Annotated in this window: 24 protein-coding genes; 8 read left to right on the top strand and 16 right to left on the bottom strand. The window is 36.0% G+C overall.

All coding sequences use genetic code 11. The features are described from left to right. Nucleotides 1–60 precede the first annotated feature (60 nt). From GS03_RS10610 to GS03_RS10580, 7 genes are all read right to left on the bottom strand, one after another. Nucleotides 61–1,239: a cytochrome-c peroxidase gene (locus GS03_RS10610; RefSeq protein WP_136152518.1), complete on the bottom strand. Its 1,179-nt coding sequence runs from the start codon at nt 1,237–1,239 to the stop codon at nt 61–63. 3 nt (nt 1,240–1,242) lie between these two features. Continuing rightward, nucleotides 1,243–2,634 carry a YHYH protein gene (locus GS03_RS10605; RefSeq protein ID WP_246034075.1) on the bottom strand — a complete coding sequence of 464 codons (1,392 nt, stop codon included), beginning with the start codon at nt 2,632–2,634 and terminating at the stop codon, nt 1,243–1,245. 66 nt (nt 2,635–2,700) lie between these two features. Further along, complete coding sequence (locus GS03_RS10600; protein ID WP_136152517.1) at nt 2,701–3,720, bottom strand: cytochrome-c peroxidase; 1,020 nt, start codon at nt 3,718–3,720, stop codon at nt 2,701–2,703. After that, nucleotides 3,717–4,337: an MbnP family protein gene (locus tag GS03_RS10595; RefSeq protein ID WP_136152516.1), complete on the bottom strand. Its 621-nt coding sequence runs from the start codon at nt 4,335–4,337 to the stop codon at nt 3,717–3,719. The genes GS03_RS10600 and GS03_RS10595 overlap by 4 nt, the downstream gene beginning before the upstream one ends. Before the next feature lie 70 nt (nt 4,338–4,407). After that, on the bottom strand, nt 4,408–4,884 hold the full coding sequence (locus GS03_RS10590) for a periplasmic heavy metal sensor (RefSeq protein ID WP_136152515.1): 477 nt from the start codon (nt 4,882–4,884) through the stop codon (nt 4,408–4,410). Between the two features lie 5 nt (nt 4,885–4,889). Beyond that, entirely contained in the window at nt 4,890–5,159 is a 270-nt protein-coding gene (locus tag GS03_RS10585; protein ID WP_136152514.1) for a hypothetical protein, read from the bottom strand. A gap of 43 nt (nt 5,160–5,202) precedes the next feature. Continuing rightward, the gene (locus tag GS03_RS10580; RefSeq protein WP_136152513.1) at nt 5,203–5,751 is read right to left on the bottom strand and encodes an RNA polymerase sigma factor; all 549 of its coding nucleotides are present in this window, start codon (nt 5,749–5,751) and stop codon (nt 5,203–5,205) included. Nucleotides 5,752–5,917: 166 nt separating this feature from the next. On the opposite strand from GS03_RS10580, the gene fabG reads away from it, so the two are divergent. The 4 genes from fabG to GS03_RS10560 all read left to right on the top strand — a co-directional run bounded on the left by fabG (nt 5,918) and on the right by GS03_RS10560 (nt 10,528). Further along, a complete protein-coding gene (fabG, locus tag GS03_RS10575; RefSeq protein ID WP_136152512.1) occupies nt 5,918–6,664 on the top strand; it encodes a 3-oxoacyl-[acyl-carrier-protein] reductase in 747 nt (248 codons plus the stop codon). 81 nt (nt 6,665–6,745) lie between these two features. After that, the gene (locus GS03_RS10570; protein ID WP_136152511.1) at nt 6,746–8,773 is read left to right on the top strand and encodes a hypothetical protein; all 2,028 of its coding nucleotides are present in this window, start codon (nt 6,746–6,748) and stop codon (nt 8,771–8,773) included. A 199-nt stretch (nt 8,774–8,972) separates the two neighbouring features. Next, complete coding sequence (bshA, locus tag GS03_RS10565) at nt 8,973–10,115, top strand: N-acetyl-alpha-D-glucosaminyl L-malate synthase BshA (RefSeq protein WP_136152510.1); 1,143 nt, start codon at nt 8,973–8,975, stop codon at nt 10,113–10,115. Continuing rightward, on the top strand, nt 10,103–10,528 hold the full coding sequence (locus GS03_RS10560) for a hypothetical protein (protein ID WP_136152509.1): 426 nt from the start codon (nt 10,103–10,105) through the stop codon (nt 10,526–10,528). The genes bshA and GS03_RS10560 overlap by 13 nt, the downstream gene beginning before the upstream one ends. A gap of 49 nt (nt 10,529–10,577) precedes the next feature. Here GS03_RS10560 and GS03_RS10555 read toward each other — a convergent pair whose 3' ends face one another. The 3 genes from GS03_RS10555 to GS03_RS10545 form a co-directional block, all read right to left on the bottom strand. Beyond that, nucleotides 10,578–11,078, bottom strand: coding sequence for a hypothetical protein (locus GS03_RS10555; protein ID WP_136152508.1), 501 nt, complete (start codon nt 11,076–11,078; stop codon nt 10,578–10,580). Nucleotides 11,079–11,188: 110 nt separating this feature from the next. Further along, the gene (locus GS03_RS10550; RefSeq protein WP_136152507.1) at nt 11,189–12,019 is read right to left on the bottom strand and encodes a UDP-2,3-diacylglucosamine diphosphatase; all 831 of its coding nucleotides are present in this window, start codon (nt 12,017–12,019) and stop codon (nt 11,189–11,191) included. A 112-nt stretch (nt 12,020–12,131) separates the two neighbouring features. Continuing rightward, entirely contained in the window at nt 12,132–12,941 is an 810-nt protein-coding gene (locus GS03_RS10545; RefSeq protein WP_136152506.1) for a hypothetical protein, read from the bottom strand. A 434-nt stretch (nt 12,942–13,375) separates the two neighbouring features. Here GS03_RS10545 and aroC point away from each other — a divergent pair, with 434 nt between their 5' ends. Genes aroC through GS03_RS10530 form a run of 3 tightly spaced genes read left to right on the top strand, consistent with a single transcriptional unit; the run spans nt 13,376 to nt 17,212 of the window. Then, a complete protein-coding gene (aroC, locus tag GS03_RS10540) occupies nt 13,376–14,440 on the top strand; it encodes a chorismate synthase (RefSeq protein WP_136152505.1) in 1,065 nt (354 codons plus the stop codon). Then, on the top strand, nt 14,441–15,697 hold the full coding sequence (locus GS03_RS10535) for a dicarboxylate/amino acid:cation symporter (RefSeq protein ID WP_136152504.1): 1,257 nt from the start codon (nt 14,441–14,443) through the stop codon (nt 15,695–15,697). 60 nt (nt 15,698–15,757) lie between these two features. Then, nucleotides 15,758–17,212, top strand: coding sequence for a T9SS type A sorting domain-containing protein (locus GS03_RS10530; RefSeq protein ID WP_136152503.1), 1,455 nt, complete (start codon nt 15,758–15,760; stop codon nt 17,210–17,212). A gap of 56 nt (nt 17,213–17,268) precedes the next feature. Here GS03_RS10530 and GS03_RS10525 read toward each other — a convergent pair whose 3' ends face one another. Together GS03_RS10525 and GS03_RS10520 are read right to left on the bottom strand one after the other, a co-directional pair. After that, nucleotides 17,269–17,691 carry a thiol-disulfide oxidoreductase DCC family protein gene (locus GS03_RS10525; protein ID WP_394346351.1) on the bottom strand — a complete coding sequence of 141 codons (423 nt, stop codon included), beginning with the start codon at nt 17,689–17,691 and terminating at the stop codon, nt 17,269–17,271. A gap of 5 nt (nt 17,692–17,696) precedes the next feature. Further along, a complete protein-coding gene (locus tag GS03_RS10520) occupies nt 17,697–19,859 on the bottom strand; it encodes an endonuclease MutS2 (RefSeq protein ID WP_136152502.1) in 2,163 nt (720 codons plus the stop codon). A gap of 81 nt (nt 19,860–19,940) precedes the next feature. Here GS03_RS10520 and GS03_RS10515 point away from each other — a divergent pair, with 81 nt between their 5' ends. Next, complete coding sequence (locus GS03_RS10515) at nt 19,941–20,606, top strand: uracil-DNA glycosylase (RefSeq protein WP_136152501.1); 666 nt, start codon at nt 19,941–19,943, stop codon at nt 20,604–20,606. Nucleotides 20,607–20,608: 2 nt separating this feature from the next. Here the strand turns inward: GS03_RS10515 and GS03_RS10510 are convergent, their stop codons facing one another. The 4 genes from GS03_RS10510 to GS03_RS10495 all read right to left on the bottom strand — a co-directional run bounded on the left by GS03_RS10510 (nt 20,609) and on the right by GS03_RS10495 (nt 23,654). Then, on the bottom strand, nt 20,609–21,187 hold the full coding sequence (locus tag GS03_RS10510) for a hypothetical protein (protein WP_136152500.1): 579 nt from the start codon (nt 21,185–21,187) through the stop codon (nt 20,609–20,611). Nucleotides 21,188–21,198: 11 nt separating this feature from the next. Further along, nucleotides 21,199–21,777: a DUF3575 domain-containing protein gene (locus GS03_RS10505; RefSeq protein ID WP_136152499.1), complete on the bottom strand. Its 579-nt coding sequence runs from the start codon at nt 21,775–21,777 to the stop codon at nt 21,199–21,201. A gap of 75 nt (nt 21,778–21,852) precedes the next feature. Continuing rightward, nucleotides 21,853–22,785 carry a transglutaminase gene (locus GS03_RS10500; protein ID WP_136152498.1) on the bottom strand — a complete coding sequence of 311 codons (933 nt, stop codon included), beginning with the start codon at nt 22,783–22,785 and terminating at the stop codon, nt 21,853–21,855. A gap of 17 nt (nt 22,786–22,802) precedes the next feature. Next, a complete protein-coding gene (locus GS03_RS10495) occupies nt 22,803–23,654 on the bottom strand; it encodes a substrate-binding domain-containing protein (RefSeq protein ID WP_136152497.1) in 852 nt (283 codons plus the stop codon). Nucleotides 23,655–23,670 lie beyond the last annotated feature (16 nt).

The following is a 23,670-nucleotide window of genomic DNA, read 5'->3' as shown; positions in this document are numbered from 1 at the left end:
CGACGCAGCCTCGACAACTTGTCGAAGCTGCGTGAACATTTTGTCGAGGCTTTTTTTATTTTAATTCGGAAATGGATTTGACCATTTTGTATCAACATAGACATTAGAACCGGAAAGGGTTCTCAAAAAGGCTATTAAAGAATTAATTTCCTGCGCATTAAAATTTAACCGTTGCCCAAATCCATTAGGTCTCAGCTTTGGATCAAGATTCGTATTTCCCGGAGCAATATTTATAGTTCCGTAATGACCAATGGCAGCCTGTAAACTTGTAATTACACCTGTATGCATCAACGGTCCATTCAATGTTCCGTCCAATTTAACAAGGTCGCGTAGGGAAGGAGCTCGGGTATTGGTAATGTCAATGCCTGTTGTGCCTAAATTACCGATGATTCCATTATTTCCTGAATTTGGAGCAATATCAAACTCGGGCGCAGCATGACAACCGGCACAGCCAACGCCACCACCTGTTCGGTTACCCGTAGCATCAAAAACAGGAGGCGCTAAGAATAATTGTTTTCCCTGATTTTCCTGCGCTGTAAAATTGGGAAATGCTTGTCCGTCATTGGCAACTTGGGCTCTTCCGGTATCGTATTTACTATCGAAGGACTGAATGCTTCTAACGAATTGTGCCAATGCCAACTGAACTTTACTTTCGGTAATTTCTTCCGAACCATAGACAAACTTGAACAGTTCTTTGTAGTAGCCAATTTGATTAAGCTTGGTTATCAAACCACTAAAACCTTCATCGCCACTGGTACCACTGAATCCCATTTCGATATGATTTTGGATAGGCTGTGTTGTTTGAAACTCTAATGTTGCCGCACGCTCATCCCAAAAAAACTTATTTTCAACAGCAAATCGGGAGTTAATTAAACGCATGGCATGCCTGCCTGTGGTTCCGTTTACACCATTGCTGGCTACATTGGTATCGCTAAAAGCATTTGCTTGTTGGTGGCAACTGGCACACGAAATGGTATTATTGGAAGACAAATTTTTGTCATAAAATAAAACTCTTCCTAAAGTTGCTCCTTTATCCGTGATTGGATTTCCGGCGGTATTGTCTTTTGTGATGTAAGGTGGAATGGTTTGATTAGCATAATTTGCCAGATTATCTAAATCGATATTCGTTCCAAATGTTGCTTTTACATTAGCATACGGATCAACGTAATCACTACCGGAAGAACTGCTACATGACCAAAATGTTGGTATAAGAAGAAATGATAAATAACGTAGTTTCATGGCTTATTTGTTTACGATTATTTTAAACGTTTTATTGTCTTTCACACTGGCAACTTTTACAAAATATATTCCATTGTAAACGGTACTTAAATCGATAATGGAAAGTGTGCTTCCCTGAAGGATTTTATTCGATTGTATCACTTTGCCAAGTTCATCGATAAGTGTTACGTCCAAATTATCTTCTATCATATCCGATTGAATAGCAATAAAATCCTGAGCCGGATTCGGATAGATTTTGATATTCAGTTTTGACAAATTAAAATCGGCATTGGCCAAAGTATATTGTGTTGTACTTTCAGAAATCGAAGTCACTTTAACCGCAGTTTTATTACCGTAGAATGTTGGGCCAACTACATAAGGATAAGCCGAATTATGATTGGCATCAACCGTAGCGAAATAGCAATAAATTCCCAAAGGATATTCAGGCGTTATGCAAAAACGTCCGTTGTGAACATCTAAATAACTAGCATCAGAAGGATGTGCTACATATTCATAATCTTCTCTGAAATAACCCAAAGGATAGGTCGTACTTACCGCAGGACCATCGGTAACATTGGTTCCATCAGCATAATGGGTTCTTGTGGTGATATTACGCAATTGGTAACTTGATTTTATTCGGACAATGCCTCCGGTTCCATCAGCATTGGCATAACCATAAGCACCATAAATTGGAAAACCATCATAAGCAAAACCAATCAACGGAGAATGTTCTGCTGAATTGATAACGTATAATCCATCCGAAGGATACGTGTCACAAACCGTTGATATTACTGCCAAATCTAAATTAAAAGCGCTCGGGTTTTGGTGATGATGATAATTTCCCATTGCAGGATGTGCCTTTGCACAATCAAATCCGCCGCGTTCAGCCGGAATGGCATCTCTGTTCCAAACAGCATCACCGGTGCACATACCAGTTGGTCCGCCACACATCTGGCTTGAAGCGTTTCTCCACGAAGCACCATCACGATAATCAAACAAAGCCACACCATTTTTAAACAGTCCAATATTTCCTCCGTTTGTTGCTGTTGGCGTTCCGGTATTCTGAGTTGGATTTAAAGGCATTTTGAAAATGGCTCCATTTTGTGAAGTTGCCAAAGATGGATTTCCATCTAAAAAAGGTCCGGTAATATAAGCCGGAATTCCATTGGTAGTCACATAAACCCAATTGGTTGAATATTGAACCGTTTGTACATTGGCAGCAACGGCATCAGTAATTGGTGTTGGATTACCCGATACATAATGACGGCCTGTAATTCCTGTAGTATTGCGCAGCCATTGTGTAATTATGGGATTGGTTTGCGAATGCGCGATAGTGGTAAGCAGCAGTAATAAGATTGATTTATTACTCATGATTTTAAAATTGTTTTTTTGGTATTCGTGAATCTTCGATTTCATGTGGTCTGGTTTGGTTATAGAACGTTAGACGAAAGATGTTTTTATTTCTTGCGTATTGGTTTAAAATTATTCTCTTGGAAATGAAAATCGTTTGTTAAATAGAAATTCTCTATCCGTTAGTGTATATAAAAATGCAATTAAATCTACCCTGTCATTATCTGAAAGATTCATTGGTTTAACCAATGCTGCAGGTAGATTTTTATCGTTTCCAAGAGAATTGTAATGCTTTATAACTTCCATTAGGGTTTTAAACCTGCCATCATGCATGTATGGATAGGTATAATAAGAGTTTCTCAGCGACGGAATTTTAAAACGCAGATAATCTTCTTGTTTTCCGGTGATTTTCATTCGGCCAGAATCATTCAAAGTTTCATCAACAGCCAATCCGTTTCTTTCAAATTTTGTATCGCTAAAAAGCGGCTCTTTATGACAGGATGCACAATTCGTTTTAAACAAATCATAACCGTGTTGCTCTTGCGTTGTGAAACTTTCTTCTTTGCGCATGACTTTATCATATTTTGCATTTGATGATTTTAGCATTACGGTAAATTGTGCTAACGCCTTTAAAAGCCTTTGACTGTTGACTTTTTCATCACCAAAAGCTTTAGAAAATAACGTTCTGTATTTTTCGCTTGCCTGCAATTTGGCTATTACATGTTCCAATGTTTCACCCATTTCTGCCGGATTAGTTATCGGATTTATGGGTTGCATTTCCAAATTATTTACACCGCCATCCCACATAAAGTCTTTGTTCCAGGCCAGGTTAATTAAAATCATTGCATTGCGAGTGCCAATCTTTCCTTCAATTCCATGACTCAATTTATGATCAACATGTGTAAAACCGGTTTGCTGCAAATGACAGCTAGCACACGAAATGGTACTGTCTTTTGATAAAATTGGATCGTAAAACAAATACCTGCCAAGTTGAAAACCTTCTTCGGTTAATGGGTTTCTATCAAAATCATAAACTGGTTTTGGCCAGCCTTTTGGCACATCAAGATATAGTGGAGTAGTAGTTTGATTTGAAAATCCAAAACCAACTAAAGCAATCCAAGTTCCCAAGATATATTTCCAATTGAATTTCATTGCGAATAAAACATTTTGGTGCTGTAATTTGCCAATTTCATCGCATCCTTTCCCGGAATCATTACGCTGTTGGTTTCTTTTAGTTCCAAATTAGAGAAAAACGGATTCAAATCGATACCAATATAAATGTCATTATCAGCTTTTTTGTTACAATCAAATTTCATCTTGCGTATGGCATAATAGGGTTGCAGATAGCCGCCAATATGAAACTGAAACTCATTGTTTCTAGTCTTACAGCTCGAGCTTTTACCTTCAATTTTTGTGTTAATATAACCACTTTGCCAAGCCCAATACATTCCCTTTATTGGATCTAAATCACCAGCCATTGCGCCAGAAGTATTGGTTAAACTGTCGATGCCAATATCGAAAGTGATTTTGGAAATTAGTTTGTCACTCTTTTTGGTAATTGGAATTTGAAACGAATCTGGATGTTCAGCATCGAGTAGGTGATAGCTGTTTTTTTCAGTGAAGACAGACTTGTCTTCATACTGAATCTGAATATTGGAAATATAACATCTAAAGGTTTCAATAATCAAAGTGTCTTTGCTTACCGAAACATATTTTTTGTTTAATTCGAGTGGAAGTTTATTAAATTCCAAATGAAAACTAACTGCCAACGAATCGCTTTTGTTCTGTGCTAAAAGCGAAAAACAAAAAAATAAAAAGGAAATAATATGAATTCCCTTTCTAGTCATGTCTTGGTCTGCGTGGTTTTGGAGCAAATATTCTGGATAATTCTTGCGTCAACTCTTTGAAGTTCTCCATTTGGTCTTGGTGACACAGCTTTTTGATATCTTCAAAATGTTTGAAATGTGTTTCTTCTACTTGTTTTTGATATGAATTCAAAAGCAGAATCAGACTGTCTTTTGTTTTTACATTGACTTCAGCTTGATTTAATTGTGTATACAATTCGTTTTTAGCACTTCGAATGCTATCATCAAGCCTTGTAATTTCTCCGCGATGCCATTTTATTAACTCGGCATAATTCTCTTGTTGTTGTGCATCAAAATGCAATTTATTTATAATTACTTCTTTTGGTTCCGGTCTGCCGCCTTCATGTGGAAGTCTGTGGTCTTTTCCCTTTAGAATCAAAAAGCCTAATGTGCCCAAATTGAGCAGCAATAATCCGATAACGGCAATCGTTAATAGTTTTGTTTTTTCCATTGTTATTAATATAACTGGTTACTTTTATTGACAGTCATTTCTAAATAGGCTGTGGTTGAACTTGTTTTTTCTTTGGATTTAAATGCGATAACTGAGAAGTTAAGCATTACTAAAACCGCGATTGAAGCGGCAACAAGCCAAACGGTTTTTGAAGACACTTTGCTTTCCAGCTGAATTCTTTGCTGAATTTTGGAAAACAAATCGTCACTTGGCGTTACAGGCGTAAGACCGTTAGTGCTGTTCAAAATGTTTTCTATCCAATTATTTCTTTCCATGCTTGTGCTGAATTAAGTTCAGTATTTACTTTGACGAAGGTTATTATTTTTTCTTGCGGTAGTTGTTGAATTTCTCAGATAATTTATCCTGAAGCACGACTTTTGCCCTGAATACAAGTGATTCCACAGAGGAAATGCTCAATTGCATAATTTCAGAAATCTCAGGATTACTCAATCCATCTAATTTTGAAAGCAAAAAAGCGGTCTTTTGATTTTCGGTTAAGGTGTTGATGAATGAAAAAAGAATTGCGGCATCTTCCTGATTTTCCATTAAAATTCCAGGATGCTCAAAGGTTGCTGTGTTGAGATATTCCTGTTCGTTCTGGCTTTTCTTTCCAAAAATAAAAAAGCGCTTCTGACTGTTCTTTTGCTTGATATAATCCAAACATTGATTAATCGTAATTCGATAAATCCAGGTTTTATGCGACGATTTTTGATTGAAGTTTTCCAAAGAATTATAAACTTTCACAAAAACATCTTGCGTGATTTCCTCAGCGTCTTCAACGTTTTGCAGATAATTCAACGCCACATTGAACACGAGCGTTTTATACTCATGATAAAGTTTTTCAAAAAGGAATTGGTTTTCAATCATTTGGTTAGGTTGTCAGCATTCGACATACAATGATACTAAAGGTTTAAATACAAATGGTTTTTTAGAAGTATAAATTATTCTATATTTGGGCTATCAAATTAAACACCCGAGGCGAAGCCGAATTGTATGGAGCGCAGCGGAATAAATCGAAACTAATCTTTATAACATGAAATTATTAGAAGGAAAAGTAGCCATCATCACCGGCGCAAGTAGAGGAATTGGAAGCGGAATCGCAAAAATATTTGCACAACACGGAGCAAACGTTGCGTTTACGTATAGTTCATCTGCAGAATCTGCGCTAGTTTTAGAAAACGAATTATCGGCGATGGGAATCAAAGCCAAAGGATATAAATCAAATGCAGCCGATTTCAACGAAGCTCAAAAACTGGTTGATGATGTGTTAGCAGAATTCGGAAATGTTGATGTACTAATCAACAACGCCGGAATTACCAAAGACAATCTTTTAATGCGTATGTCTGAGGAGGATTTTGATAAAGTAATTGAAATCAACCTGAAGTCGGTTTTCAATATGACTAAAGCTGTTCAAAAAATCATGCTGAAAAACCGTAAAGGTTCTATTGTCAATATGAGTTCGGTTGTTGGTGTAAAAGGAAATGCCGGTCAGGCTAATTATGCGGCTTCAAAAGCGGGAATGATTGGTTTTACCAAATCAGTAGCTTTGGAATTAGGCTCGAGAAATATTCGTTGTAACGCTATTGCACCTGGATTTATTGAAACTGAAATGACTGCAAAATTAAACGAAGATGTGGTGCAAGGCTGGAGAGATTCTATTCCGTTGAAGCGTGGTGGAACTCCGGAAGATGTTGCGAATGCCTGTCTTTTCTTTGCTTCCGATATGAGTGCTTATGTTTCTGGTCAGGTGTTGAATGTTTGCGGAGGAATGCTTACCTAAGAAAGTTGGCAGTGTTCAGAAATTAGTTGGCAGTATCCGACTTAACTGAACACTTATAACTGAACACTGAACACTAAAAATATGAACACCACAACAATCCTGTTATTACTCGTATCAATACTTATTGCTGCTGGTTTATCATTTTACCAATATTTTTTTAGAGTCAAAAGCAAGTCGAAAGCGACCTTGCTTTTGGCTTTTTTGCGTTTCTTTTCGATTTTTGGATTATTGCTTTTATTGATTAATCCGATAATTTCAAGAAAAACAGTTGAAACGGTTAAAACGCCTTTGCCTATTGTTATTGACAATTCGGCTTCTCTTACTGATTTGAAAGCAGATAAATCGGCAATGGAAGTATTTCAAAAGCTTTCCGAAAACACCGCTTTAGCTGATAAATTTGATGTTCAAACCTATCAGTTTGATGCTGGTTTTCTTCCGGCAGATACTATTGATTTCAAAGGAACACAATCGAATATTGATGTGGTTGCCAAAAACCTAAAAAACATTTACAAAAACCAGCATTATCCAACGGTTTTGATTTCTGATGGAAATCAAACATCTGGTGAAGATTACGTTTTTGGATTTAATCCTGACAATAAGGTTTATCCATTGGTTGTTGGTGATACGACGACTTATTTGGATTTGAGAATCACTCAGCTGAATGTCAACAAATATGCATTTCACAAAAACAAATTCCCGGTTGAAGTTTTTCTGAATTATGCCGGAACCAAAAGCATTAACGCAACATTCAAAATATCACGAGGAAGTAATGTTCTGAATGAGCAAACGGTTGCTTTATCTCCATCTAAAAAATCAGCTACGCTAAATGTATTGTTGCCTGCGGACAAAGTTGGTTTGCAGATTCTTAAAGCTACCATTTTATCAAAAGAGTCGGAAAAGAATACGTATAACAATGTCAAGAATTTTGCCGTAGAAGTTATCGATCAAAAGACAGAAGTAGCATTGGTTTCATCAATTTCGCATCCTGATTTGGGTGCCATTAAACGAAGTATTGAATCTAATGCACAAAGAAAAGTAACTATTGTTAAACCAAAACAAATCAGCTCGTTAACAAATTATAATGTTTTGATATTGTATCAGCCAAATGGCGAGTTTAAAGCCATTTTTGACCAGAACGAAAATGCCAAAATCAATACCTGGATAATTACCGGAAATGATACTGATTATAATTTTCTGAATCAAAATCAAAATAATTTCAGCTTCAAAATGAGTGGAAGCAAGGAAGATTATTTGGCCGCATTTGACAGTCAGTTTAATCTTTTTGCTTTGGATAATATCGGGTTTGAACAGTTTCCTCCATTGGAAAATCCTTTTGGAGCGATTACGGCTAACGGTAATACCAATACGTTGTTATCTTCTACGATTCGCAATATTGAAACCAATCAGCCTTTAATGGCTTTCGCCGAAAATCAAGGAAAACGTAGTGCTTTCTTATTTGGAGAAAATATCTGGAAATGGCGCGCAAACAATTTTGTTGACAAAAAGAGCTTTGCTGATTTCGATATTTTTCTTGACAAAACCATACAATATTTGGCATCAAATAATGCCAGAAAATCATTGGTAGTTACGCATGAGCGCTTTTATAATTCGGGTGAAGGCATTGAAATTACGGCTCAGTTTTTCAATAAAAACTATGAACTCGACGAAAAAGCACGTTTGACTATCGCGGTTACAAACACCAAAACCAAGCAAGTTAAAAATTATGATTTGCTTAGAACCACAAATGCTTTTCAGGTTAATTTAGATGGATTAGGAGCCGGAAATTATGCGTTTACGGTAAAAGAATTGAATTCAAATTCGGTTTACTCAAGTAGGTTTGAAGTATTGGATTTTGATATTGAAAAACAATTTGTGAATCCGGATTGGAACAAACTTAATCAGTTGGCAGCACAAACTAAAGGCAAAGCATACCTGCCAAATCAGGTTGATACTTTGATTAAACAGCTTTTGGCTGACGACAGCTACAAGGCCATTCAAAAAACTTTGGTAAAGAAATCGCCTTTGATTGATTGGATTTGGTTATTGGTTCTGATTGCTATTTCCCTGGCAGCCGAATGGTTTATCAGAAAGTATAACGGATTGTTATAAACCTTACTTCATCAACTTTTAACCTTTTTTAACAAAAAGACAAGTCATTTTGCTTAAATTCGTATCACTAAAATACACACATGAAAATAGCCATTGTATGCTATCCAACCTTTGGTGATTTGATATTAAGAGGAGGAAGCCCAGTGGGCTTCAGGTATGCGAACTTTAGTTCTCTTTTCTATAAAATTAAAAATAACACATGAAGATTGCCATTGTATGTTATCCGACTTTTGGGGGAAGCGGAGTAGTAGCTACTGAATTAGGTTTAGAACTTGCACGTCGCGGGCACGAAATTCATTTCATTACCTATCGTCAGCCTGTTCGTTTGGCACTCTTAAATTCAAAGGTGCATTACCACGAAGTTAATGTTCCGGAATATCCTTTATTTCATTATCAACCGTATGAGTTAGCGTTGTCGAGCAAATTGGTCGACATGGTGAAACTCTATAAAATAGAATTGATGCATGTGCATTATGCTATTCCACATGCTTATGCGGGTTATATGGCAAAGCAAATGTTGAAAGCAGAAGGAATTAAGATTCCGATGGTTACAACATTACACGGAACTGACATCACTTTGGTTGGAAATCATCCTGTTTATAAACCTGCCGTTACTTTCAGCATCAATAAATCAGATATAGTGACTTCGGTTTCGCAGAGTTTGAAAGATGATACTCTGCGTCTTTTTAATGTTAAAAGAGAGATTCATGTAATCCCGAATTTTATTGAATTAGATAAGATACGCAACGAAAGTCAGATTTCCTGTCATCGTTCTGTTATGGCAAAAAAGGAAGAACGAATTGTGACTCATATTAGTAACTTCCGTAGAGTAAAACGCATTCCGGATATCATCAAGATATTCTATAAAATTCAACAGAAGATTCCGGCTAAGCTAATGATGGTTGGCGATGGTCCTGAAAAATCAAGAGCGGAACAACTTTGCAAAGAACTTGGTATTCAGGATAAAGTAATCTTCTTTGGAAATAGTAACGAGATTGATCAAATTCTGTCTTATTCTGATTTGTTTTTATTGCCATCAGAAACCGAGAGTTTTGGTTTGGCTGCACTCGAAGCAATGGCATGGAGCGTTCCGGTGATATCAAGTAATTCGGGAGGTTTGCCCGAAGTAAACTTTGATGGAGTTTCGGGATATCTCAGCAACGTTGGCGATATTGACGGTATGGCTGAAAATGCATTAAAAATACTTTCTGATGATACAACTTTAGCCAAATTCAGAGAAAGTTCCTTGAGTGTTGCGCAACAATTTGACATCAAAAATATACTTCCATTGTATGAAGAATTATACCATAAAGCCATTAACAATTCGAAATGCGAAAAATAATTTCCATACTGCTAATTGCACTACTATATTCTTGTTCACCGACTAAGAATGCAGCTAGCAAACCCTTGTATGAAGTACTGCTAGTCAATAACGATGGTGGCGCAAACATTAAATTTTATGAAATATTCACAGAATCTAAAGAAATCAAAATGCTTTTGGGAGATGAAACACTGCGAAAAAAAATAAGCCCAAATGATATAAACACATCTAACTTTGTTATCCTTAATACCGGACCAACATTAGAAAATAAAAATAAAGTAACAATTGAAAATGTCATCGAGACACCAACTCAAATAGAAATTTATATTAAGGATGATCAAAAGAATATAGAAGCTGTTCAAACAAATGATGAAACCTTGTATCCGTATACGGTTATAAAAATCAATTCTAAGAAGCCAATTGTTATTAAATAAAAAATCCCGTCTGGATTAGGACGGGATTTTTATTTATGTAATTTTTTGATTAAAATCTGTAACGAATTCCAAGCGCGATATCCGGACCGAAATTATCTTCTCTAAATCTGTTATCATCATTATTATTCAAATAGAATTCAGGTCTGAAATCTAATGATAACTGAATTGGAGCTTCTTTAAAGTTGTACTCAATACCAATGTCTCCGGCAGCAAGAATGATAGTACCACTGTCGTTAAAACCGTTTTTGTCATAACTCCAGCTTCCTAAACCGGCACCAACACCAGCATACCAATTGAATCCTCCTTCAATATTCCAAACCCATTGATACAAACCAACAAGCTTCCATGCATCAACATCATTACTGTTTCTCCATCCTAAATCCAATTCTAAACGATTGTTTTTGCCTAGACCTCTCTGGTATGAAACTTCTCCTCCAAAACCATCGTTGTCTCCTAAACGTAATCCTAATGCATTCTTCGAAATGTCCTGAGCCTGTGCGCTAAATGCTAATCCCATTAGCATAAAAGCAGATAAAATGATTTTTTTCATTGTTTAATTTTTAATTAGTTTTTTCAAAGGTCGACAAAAATAATGCCAACTCACTTATATAATAACACAAATTTATTATACAATTTCTGACTAAACTAATCAGTTGCAAATTATTTTTCTTTTGAATAAATCACTGAAGCGATAAGTTGCTGGCTTATAAAATCTTCCATTTCAAATAAATCCTCTTCTTCTCGTTCGGTATGCTCTTCATATTTGTAGAGTTTCCATCTCCTGTTATTATATTCCAATGCGGTGAGGTTTTCTACCCAATCGCCCGAATTTAAATATAAGGTTGAGCCGTTCTTGTTTTTTTTCTCTTCAATTTTTGGTTCGTGAATGTGACCACAAATAACATAGTCATAGTTCTTTTCGATGGCTAAATCAGTAGCGGTTGTTTCAAAATTAGAAATATGTTTTACCGCCGATTTTACACTGGCTTTTATTTTCTTGGAAAAGGAGTAAGGTTCTTTCCCGAGTTTTTTCAAACACCAATTCACAAACCTATTTGTAAGTATTAAATAATCGTATCCCAATCCGCCAAGTTTTGCTATCCATTTAGAATGCTGCACCGAAGCATCAAAGACATCGCCATGAAATATCCATGCTTTTTTATAATCTAAATCTAAAACAAGCTTGTCCACAATGGAAATATTACCAATACTCGAATCGCTGAATTTACGCAGCATTTCGTCATGGTTTCCGGTTATGTAATACACTTTTGTGCCTTTGGAAGCTAAGTCAACAATCTTTTTGATGACCTTTAAATGTGCTTTGGGGAAATAGGATTTTCTGAATTGCCAAATGTCGATGATGTCTCCGTTTAATACTAAAATCTTTGGCTTGATTGCCGATAAGTAATAGCTCAGTTCGTGAGCGTGTGAACCAAAGGTTCCTAAATGAACATCTGAAATCACTACTACATCTAATTTTCTTTTTTTCAAAATAAATGAATTTAGAGTTTAGCAAATTAAAGACTCTAACATTAATTGAATTAAAAGTCAACGTTATCAAATTCACATATTTTGTTCCGGTAAGGCAAACTTTGCAACTTTATTAGTTGTTGACAAGATGATTATCTAGTAATTCATTTTGGGTTTGCGAACCAGATTGCGGTATTGGCAATGTAATTCCAAATGAGGAGAAATCCTGAAGTTCATAACTGAGAATTGTATTGGCATATACCATTCCAATATTTTTTGCATAATATTGAGTGGACGAAACAACATCCTGGGTATTCAATAATGCAACAGTCAGCGGAATAGGAATTCCCGGAACTGTTACTGTTGTTGAAACTCTTAGATTTAAAGTGGTTTTTACTTTTTTAACATCGGTATAAGAGTGGTTCTCATCAATACTAAAAGTAGGTAAGGTTTCTAATGCTGTTGTTTTCAGGGTATAGTTTATCACAAGTGGATAACCTTGAAAATCCTGATTGATAACTCCGGAAACGGAACCTAATTCTTGATTTGCAGTGGCACTTTCCTTAAAAATCATTAAATCAGTGACACTTAAATCAATTGGCAGAACGTCTCCTAAATTCAATCCGGCATTCCCTGACATATAAAGGGCATCGTTCTCTTTACGCACTCCATTATTACGTAGTGAATTGGAATAAAAACCAAACGGAATATTCAGGGTTTTAAATTTTTTATAGGTTTTGGTATTGATAACAGTATCATTCGATATATATAAAGAGTCCCTATTGGTGATGGCCAGACCATCAGTTGTAACATCATAAGTCCAGTAATTTCCAACTGCCAAAGGCAAATAAACTCCGGAATTGATACTTCCTGATGAATCATCACTTGAACATCCGGCAAGAAGAGTAAAGGCAATAACAATAAAGAATAATTTAGTTTTCATTTTTATTATAATTAGTTTGTATTGCGAATGTAATGAAGAAATCTTTATATTATTAATTTAAATTACTATTGAGGAACTTTACATTAAAGTTTCTTTCCGACAAGTTAGTACTTTTTCATTGCGTCTTGGTGTCTTTGCGAGCAGTTAAATATCGCAAAGCCTCTAAGACGCAAAGCTTTCGAAAATTTATGTGAGCATCAATCTAGCTTCTTTGTTTGGTGCAATCTTTTCGATAGTCACTTAATTTTAAATAATAACTTTTGACTTTGTCTCATTAATGTTATATTTGTTAACCCGAGTCTCGTCAGGAAGACGAGACAAATTGTACGAAGTAAAAAACATTTGATATTAAGAGGAGGAAGCCCGGTGGGCTTCAGGTATATTAGCTTTAGCTCATTGTCACCTATGACTCGTTTATCTCAAAAAAATAAAATATGGCAGGAAACAGTTACGGAACGCTATTCAGACTAACCACTTTTGGTGAATCGCACGGAGAAGCTTTAGGTGGAATTATTGACGGTTGCCCTGCAGGAATTGAACTCGATTTGGATGCTATTCAAAATGAAATGCAACGCAGAAAACCAGGTCAATCGTCCATCGTTACCCAACGAAAAGAAGAAGATGAAGTGCAATTGCTTTCAGGAATTTTTGAAGGCAAAACTACCGGAACACCAATAGGTTTCATTATCCCAAATACCAATCAAAAGTCGGATGATTATTCACATATCAAAGACAGTTATCGTCCAAGTCATGCCGATTATGTCTACGAAAAGAAATATGGTATTCGTGATTATCGCGGTGGCGGAAGAAGTTCAGCACGAGAAACAGCTTGCAGAGTTGTAGCTGGTGCGATTGCCAAACAAGTTTTATCTACTATTAAAATCAATGCTTTTGTTTCTTCTGTTGGTGACATATTTATTGACAAACCATACCAAGCTTTAGATTTTTCTTTAACCGAAAGCAATGCAGTTCGTTGCCCGGATTTGGCTACAGCCGAAAAAATGGAAAGCTATATCAAGGAAATTCGTAAAGAAGGTGACACTGTTGGCGGAACGGTAACCTGTGTTATCCAAAATGTTCCAATTGGATTAGGTGAACCGGTTTTTGATAAGCTTCACGCCGAATTAGGCAAAGCGATGTTATCAATCAATGCAGTCAAAGGTTTTGAATTTGGCAGCGGATTTTGTGGCGCCAAAATGAAAGGCAGCGAACACAACGATTTATATAACGAAGACGGCACGACCAAAACGAATCTTTCGGGCGGAATTCAAGGCGGAATTTCAAACGGAATGGATATTTATTTCAGAGTGGCTTTTAAACCGGTTGCGACATTAATTCAAAAACAGGAAGTGCTGACGAATGAAAATACTTTGGTTGAACAACAAGGCAAAGGACGACATGATCCTTGTGTGGTGCCTCGTGCTGTGCCAATTGTAGAAGCTATGGCAGCAATTGTTCTGGCTGATTTTTATTTACTAAACAAAACCTATCAAAAATAAATGACTCTAATCGAAAACCAAAAAAAGTCCTTCTTTTCTAATCTTACTGTTCAGATTCTAATTGCGATGATTGCCGGTGCTTTACTGGGAATTTTTGTCCATTATAATTATTCTGAAGACGTTGCTAAAGATTTTAGCGGTTACATAAAAATGCTGGCTACCATTTTCATCCGATTGGTGCAAATGATTATTTCCCCATTAGTATTTACGACGCTTGTTGTTGGGATTGCTAAATTGGGCGACATCAAAGCCGTTGGACGAATAGGAGGAAAGGCATTGGCTTGGTTTTTCACAGCTTCGTTTATTTCTCTTTTGATAGGATTATTTTGGGTGAATACATTGCAACCGGGCGTTGGTTTGAAATTAGGAAATGTAGATGTGTCAACTGCAACAGATGTAGTAGAAAAAACAGATGGTTTTTCGGCTCAGAATTTTATTGAACATATCATTCCGAAAAGTATTGTAGAAGCGATGGCTACTAATGAAATATTACAAATTGTAATTTTTTCTATTTTCTTCGGATTGGCTGCAGCCTCTATTGGCGCGCATGCAAAACCGGTTGTAAATGCTTTAGATAAAACCTCACACATCATTTTGAAAATGGTGAATTATGTAATGAAGTTTGCGCCGATTGGTGTTTTTGGAGCTATAGCCGGCGTTTTTGCCATTCGGGATTTAAATGAGCTGCTACTTACTTATGCCAAATTCTTTGGTTCTTTTATGGTTGGAATTTCAACACTTTGGTTTGTATTGTTATTAGTTGGCTATATTTTTTTAAAGTCAAGGATGACTACTTTGTTAAAACATATTGTCAGTCCGTTGATAATTGCCTTTGGAACTACAAGTTCTGAAGCTGTTTTTCCTAAATTAACAGAAGAATTAGAACGTTTTGGCGTAAAAGACAAAATAGTTTCTTTCATGTTGCCTTTAGGATATTCATTCAATCTGGACGGTAGTATGATGTACATGACTTTTGCCAGTATTTTTATTGCGCAAGCCTATGGAGTGCATCTCGATTTTGGCACGCAAATGACAATGCTTCTGGTCTTAATGCTTACCAGTAAAGGAATCGCCGGAGTTCCAAGAGCAAGTTTGGTTGTGGTTGCTGCCACTTGTGGGATGTTTAAAATACCAATTGAAGGTATTGCTTTAATCCTGCCAATTGACCATTTTTGTGACATGTTCAGAAGTGCAACAAATGTGCTTGGAAACGCCTTAGCTACATCAGTTGTAGGTAAATGGGAAAAAGAAAGTTAAAAATATATAATATTTGAAATACTTTATTAAATTTGTGTCTTAAACCTTAAAAAATATTTTATGAAAAAACTTTTACTTTCGTTGATCCTCTTAGGTTCATTAAATTCGTTTGCTCAAGGTAGTTGTGCTGCAGCTATCAACATTACAACAAACGGAACAATCGTTGCACCTGCGGTAACGGGTACATTTTCAAATAGTTGTTATACTCACACCACCACTGATGGAGGAGGTGCAATTAACGGTATATGGTATAAGTATACTCCGGCAGCTAACGGGGAAATTACAATTGATGCAAATTTGCCTGTAAACATTGCGCCTAACAGTGTTGATACAAAGGTGTCTATATTCACTGGAGACTGTTTTGCCTTAACTTGTTATGATGTAAACGACGATAATGCTACAAACTTTTTATCAACTATAACATTTCCGGTAGTTGGAGGTACAACCTATTATATTCAATGGGATAACTTTTGGGATGGTAATGGTTTTGAATTTACTTTTAATTATACGGCAAATACTTGTATTAAACCTTATTACATTAATGCAGTAACTAATTTAACAACTACTTCTGCAACACTAAACTGGGATGCTTCTGTTTCTGCTCCGTCAGGCTATGAAGTGGAGTATGGATTAACAGGATTTACGCAAGGTACCGGAACAGTTGCTACTACTAGTACAAATTCAATTGCATTGTCAGGTTTAAATGCTTCTGTTATTTATGATTATTATATAAGAAGTGTTTGTTCTGTATCATCACAAAGCGCGTGGTCTGCTGTAAATAATTTAGTTTTGGCAAAAGTTTGTCCTTACGCTAGTGGTTTTGACACTACAGCTCAATTGCAAGGTTGGACAACAGCTGGTAATGGTGCTTATGGATTAGGTACTACTGCTGCTAATGCTCAATCTCCTACTCAATATTGGATTATGAATACCAATACAGCAACAACTTCAAACAACTGGCTATTTTCACCTCCTTTTAATTTACAAGCTGGTGAGCAGGTTACAGTTTCTTTTTGGGTACGTTGTGCTTCTGCAAGAAGTTTGAGATTAACAGTTGGTAATTTAAACTCTACTGCTGCTCAAACAACACAAATATGGGCTAATACAGCTTTATTAGCTACTACTTATGCACAGCAAACTGCTCCGGCATGGACTGCTCCAACAGCTGGTATTTATTATTTCGCATTTAACGATATCTCTGCCGCTACAGCTGCTGCTGCGACATTGCGTATAGATACTACTAACTTTACTTCAGTTTTAGGAACAAATGATTTCTTATCATCTAAGTTCTCTGTTTTCCCTAATCCTGTAAATAATGTTATCAACTTCTCTAACGATCAGAATGCAATTGTTAGTACTGTTGAATTGGCTGATTTGAACGGAAGAGTAATTAAAACAGAAAAAGTTAATGCAACTGAAGGACAAGTTTCAGTTAGCGATTTAGCAACCGGAATGTATATGATGAAAATCACTACTGACCAAGGAGTTGCTGTTAAGAAAATTGTTAAGCAATAATTCTTTAATTATACAATAGAAAAGCCATCTCGTTCCAAAAAACGAGATGGCTTTTTTTATGCTAAAAATTTAGATTGAAGTTCAGATGTTGGAATCATACAACTCTCTTTTTTGCCAAACCATTTGTATCTGTTTTTGGCAACATAATCATAGATAAAATTCAAAACAGCTTTCGGGAAAATTGAAAATACAAGCAAACATCGATGAATGCTATTAATTTCTTTTAGGATTTTGAATGCGACATCAGACTTGTAATAATATGCTTTTCCAGGTTCGTATAAAATTGTGCTGTCTACTTTTGAAGAATCAATGTTAAGATGGCTGATAATCTTTACACCCAATTCTGATTGAAGCTGCACAAATCTGAAAACATCTTTTTTATCGTGTTTAATCACAAATTGAACAGACGAATCACAAAGATTGCAAACCCCATCAAAAAGGATTATTTTTTTATCTTTTGGTAAGTCTGAAATTTCCATATTTATTATTTTGCCTGAACGTATTCAAGTTGTTCCAGGTTAACTTTAGAAGTAAAAACACCATAATTGACAACGGCTTTGTTCTTTTCAATTTTATCGACCGTTCCAATGGCTTTGCCGTCAATCATACGAACTCTGTCGCCGACTTTAATAGCAACTTTTGGTTTTTCTACTGGTAGAGCTTTTAATTTCTTTTCTTTCTTCTCTGCCCGAATTTCTTCTACTTTAACTTTGACTTCTTCGATAACTATTTTTTGAATGATTTCCTTGGCCGCTTTCTCTTTTACAGTTGCTTTTTTACGCTTGGAGTTTTCGATTTCTACCATTTTCAAAAACTCACCAATCAAAACTTTTTTGTCTTTGTTGTTAAAGTATTTCTCCGAAATGTCATCTACTTTTTGCCCAATATAAATCAAGCGCTGATTGGCATCATACAATTCCTGATAGCGTTCTAATTTCTCCTGAATTTTAGAATTTATGGATTCCATTTTCCTGCTTTCTTCCCGAGTCTTAGTTTCTTCTTCCTTTAAGTTTTGGGATGTTTTCTCTAATTTAGAACGTTCTTTTTGAAGTGTCGCAATGGTTTTGTCAAAGCGTACTTTTCCGCCTTCAATTTTCTTTTTGGCACGATTGATTAATCCAAACGGAATTCCGTTTTTCTGTGCTACTTCAAAGGTGAAAGAACTTCCGGCTTGCCCTAAAATCAACTTGTACATAGGTTCCAAAGATTTCTCATCAAAAAGCATGTTGGCATTGGATGCAAAAGGCAATTCGTTTGCCAGAATTTTCAAATTCGAATAATGCGTGGTGATAATTCCGAATGCTTCCCTATGATAAAATTCTTCTAAAAATATTTCCGCCAAAGCACCGCCTAATTCAGGATCTGAACCCGTTCCGAATTCATCAATCAAAAACAACGTCTTGCCGTTGCATTTCTTCAGAAAATAATTCATGTTCTTTAAGCGATAACTATACGTACTCAAATGATTTTCTATTGATTGGTTATCGCCAATATCAGTCAGAATCCTGTCAAATAAAAACGTTTTGCTGCGTTCGTGAACCGGAATAAGAATTCCGCATTGCAGCATTAGCTGTAGCAATCCAACGGTTTTTAGAGATATGGTTTTTCCACCTGCATTTGGACCGGAGATGACAATGATTCTGCTTTCAGTAGTTAATTCAATGGTTTGTGGAAATGTTTTTTCTTTCTTTTCCAAATTGCTTAAAAACAAAATAGGATGGAAGGCATCTCTGAAATACAATTGCTTTTCAGTAGTAATCGTTGGCAAAATGGCGTTGATTTTGTTGGCATATTTGGCTTTCGCCGAAATAACATCAATATCGCTCAGAAACTCCTGATATTGATTTAACAAGTCTAAAAACGGACGAATATCGCTTGATAATTTCTTTAAAATTCGGGTGATTTCTTCGCGTTCTTCATATTCCAAATTACTCAATTCTCGTGAATAACGAAGCGTTGCTTCGGGTTCGATATAAGCAATGCTTCCTGTTTTGGAACTTCCCAAAATAGAACCTTTTACTTTTCGGCGATACATCGCTAAAACCGCTAAAACCCTACGATTTTCTACAAAACTTTCTTTGATTTCGTCCAAATAACCAAGCGAATTGTATTGTGTCATTGCCTGCCCAAAACTCTGATTGACTTTACCACGAACCAAATTCATTGCCTTTCTGGTTTCATTTAATTGAGGAGAAGCGTTATCTTTTATTTCACCATATTTATCAACGATTTCATCTATTTTTTGAATAATGAATTTGGTGTATTCAACTTGTGCCGATTTGTCGTTTAGTTTTGGATAATAATCATGGAATTTCTTGAAGAATAGTAGCAACACATTTACGGTTTCTGAAAGCGTGGCTATTTTTCTGAAACTGCCCACTTCCAGGAAACTATCTTCAATGGCGAGGAACTTCAAATCATTGGTCAGATTATCAAATCCGTGATTGGGAATCGCATTGTTATTGGAAAAAGAAGATAGGTATTCAGACGTTTGTAACAAAGCATTCATCAGAGTTTCTTTGTCTTTGAAAGGAACAATTTCGAGTGCTTTCTGCTTCCCGATTTCAGTAGTGCATCTTTCTGAAATGGTTTGCAAAACGGTGCTGAATTCTAAATCTTGTAGTGTTTTATCTGTGATGGAAATCATATAAGTAGCAAAGTGTCAAAGTTACAAAGGATGCAATCCATATTGCAACAGAATGTGTTATTTTTGATAAAAAATTAAGAGATGGACGTTAAGATACATTCTTCCTGGCAAAAAGTACTTTCCGGCGAATTTGAGAAGCCTTATTTTCAACAGTTAATCTCCTTTGTTAAAGACGAATACAATACTAATAGATGCTTTCCAAAAAGAACTGAAATATTTGCTGCCTTTGATCATTGCCCGTTTGATAAAGTAAAAGTTGTCGTTATTGGTCAGGATCCCTATCATGGATTTGGTCAGGCCAATGGCTTGTGCTTTTCGGTGAATGATGGCATTGCTTTTCCACCTTCGTTGATTAATATTTTTAAAGAAATCCAAACCGATATTCATGTGTCTTTTCCAAAATCCGGAAATTTAGAAAGATGGGCAGACCAAGGTGTTTTATTGCTCAACGCTACTTTAACAGTCAGAGAAAGTGAAGCGGGAAGCCATCAGAATAAAGGTTGGGAAACGTTTACCGATGCAATTATTCAGAAAATATCAGACGAAAAAGAAAGTGTTGTATTTCTGCTTTGGGGCGGATTTGCCAAAAAGAAAGGTGCCAAAATTGACCGAACCAAACATCATGTTTTAGAAACCGGACATCCATCGCCGTTGAGCGCCAATCGAGGCTTGTGGTTTGGAAACAAACACTTTAGTAAAACCAATACTTACCTGCAAAGTTTAGGAAAAGAAACGATAGAATGGTAAGCTTAATTTACGGTGAAAGTATAATAGCTTCCTGAATTCAATCCGGCAATCGCGGAATTAATGTTTAAAATTAAGCGAGTAGCCGGACTCAACGAACGTAATATTACACTATCATGAGTATCACTATTATAGCCAAAACTCAAGCGATACGTTCCTGTAGCTAATAATGGAAACCCAACACGATATTCATAAGTTGAGTCTGTCGTATTGTATTCACAAATTCCGTAAACATAAGAACCGTTTTGGGCATCGCCTTTAACGATATCCAATTGACTGTCACTCACAGATACTGTTTCCCATTCTGTTGCACTGATTTGTTTTTCGATTACATAAGAAAAAGCAAACTGCGTTGCTCCTGTTGTTTGATAAATATCTAAGAGTGCGCCATCATTTAAATACCTTGAGAAATCGGCATCGATGTATAACTTTTCACCAACAGTATAGGTAGGCGTATGTGTCTCTATGGAAACTAAGTTTGGGATATCTACAAAAACATTATTGTAAAAACCATCGTCGTTGGTATCACAATTTGAAACCAGGAACGCAGTAGCTATTAATAGTATATAGTGTAATTTTTTCATCTTTCTTTTTATTAAAATCTGTACCCTAAATTTAAACCAACTCTTGAAATAACATCGGGACTTTTATCACGATTGGTAAGGTTTGAACCAAATCCAACGATAAACTCCAAAGCAAAGCTGTCCTTAAAATACATTTTGTATCCCAAACTTCCGCCTAAACCGAAATCGGTATATTTTGACTTTTTAGTGGTGTAGTAATCAGGCATTGCCATGCCGTCTATTCGGACTATTTCTTTGTAATCACCGCCATTATACGAACCAAAAACTTCGGCGAAGTAATACCTTGATTTACTTTTTGATAAAGCATATCTCAAATACGGATTGAACTCAAACTTAGGAACATTGTTTCTGTAGCCATTGTCGAAGTCATCATTTAGTTTGCCACTATTTGAAAAATTTACATTAAAACCTGTCGAGAAGTCTTTTCCAAAAAAGCGTTCGTAACTAAAACTTGCTTTTGTATAAACAAGAGCAGCCAAAACATCTACACGAAATTCATTCTTTTTATTGGTAATCACCGTGTTTTCTCCACCATCTTGTGCTTGTAATGCCAGAGGTAATAAGAAGAGTAGATAAATAAGTTTTTTCATTATCGTTTGCTTTATTGAAAACGAAGATAGAAATAAATTATGAGTTTCAAATAACCAAATAACCAAATAACCGAATTAATCGAGTGTCAATGCTCCAAGAATTTCTTCATTCATAAATGGACCACCGGGATATTTCGCGGTATAATCAAGATTTAGCCAAATGTTTCCTCTTTCGTCAATGTGGTAATTAATCGGTTTGCCTTTGCTTTCTGTTTGAAAAAGTACTTTTTTGATGGCATAATTGATATGTTCCAAATCTTTTTTATTGCCAATTAATAGTTCGGGATAAATATGTCCTTTGGTATGAATCAATCGCGTTGTGCCACCAATAGATTTGATGCAGGCTGCCATGAAAACGGAATGGTCATCGCAATCGCCGGAAAGGTATTGAAGCGATTCAGTGGCTTTGGCAATATAATCATGTCCTTTTGGATCACTGACGTAATTCCAGCGGCTGTTTATTTCTTTAAAAATAGCAAACGACTGTATGATAGTAAAATAATCATGATATCCTTTTACATCTTTAAAATGCTTGTCGATAGCCATGATGGAAAAGTTTCTGATTTTGGGATTTTGATATTCAACAGCGTCCAGAATTTTTGATTTGTTGGGAAAAGGCAGCAATTTGGTAATGATAATATCTTGTGGATAAGGATCTTCACTCATGGTGTACATCATCGAGCGGTAATCTTCAAACACGGTTTTAAAATTGTATTTGCCTGATAAGGTTCCAAAAAGCAAAAAAATTAAATAGAGTATCACCGAAATTAAAGTTACTCTTCTCATCGCTCTTAAAATGAATTGAATTGCTATAAGAATAACAAGAAACAATAAAACTCTGTCTACGTGATGTGCCCAATCGAGTGTGATAAAATTGTGATGAGCAATAATAAAAATGGGAATGGTAATAAGGATGTTCAGTACAAAAATGATAATCAAATCCCACGGACTTTTTATCCTGAATTTTTCTTTAAGCTGTTGATAAGTAAGACTCCCTAATTTTATCATAGTGCCAATGGCAAAAGCTAAACGGCTTTCACTATTTCAGCAAAAGTACCTTTTTTATCTATAATTTTTAGGTCAAATAATTGATTTTGGATATTGTTTAACACTTTTTCGGCTAATGGTTTTTGCGACCATTTGGTTAGCGATAACCATTCCTGAATATCTGCTGTTTTTTGATTGTATTTGGATGCCAAAGTTCTGTCGATACTCGGAATATCTTTGAATTCGATAGTGGTATTGTTTATAGTTTCTAAAATCAGCGCAACAGATTGTTTGTTCGCATCTAAAAACTCATTTCTCACTGCAATAACAAAACAAGGCCAAGGCGTTGGACAATCGGCTACACGACGAAAAATACCTTTGTCAACTAAAGGTTTGGTCATAAAACGTTCCCACATAAAGTAATCGGCGGTGCCATTCGTTAAAGCATCCACTGCGCCATCGATAGTGTTTACGATTTCAAATTGAAGTTCATCGGTATTCCAATTCTGATTTTGTGCATTAACATACGCCATCAAATGCGAACCCGAACCATAGCGGGAAATGGCGACTTTGGTATTTTCTAAATCAGCTAATGCATTGTATTTTGAAGCAGCTGCAACGTGAATTCCCCAAATCAATGGGCTTTCAACATAAACCTGTACAATCGAACAGTCATTTCCGCCAACGATATCTTTTACGATGCCTTCGGTTAAAATAACAGCCATATCAGTTTCGCCATCACGAAGCATCTGACACATTTTACCTGTGCCTTCCGGAATATCTGTCCACTGTAAATCAATTCCGATTTCCTCAAACTCGCCATTTTCGATGCACAATTGCCATGGCAGGTTGAAATGTTCGGGAACTCCGGCTATTTTTATTGTTTTCATAATTATTTGGATGAGA

Origin of the sequence: Flavobacterium sangjuense, from assembly GCF_004797125.1 — a bacterium.
GTDB classification, from domain to species: Bacteria; Bacteroidota; Bacteroidia; order Flavobacteriales; family Flavobacteriaceae; genus Flavobacterium; species Flavobacterium sangjuense.
This window is presented reverse-complemented; position numbering and strand designations above follow the sequence as displayed.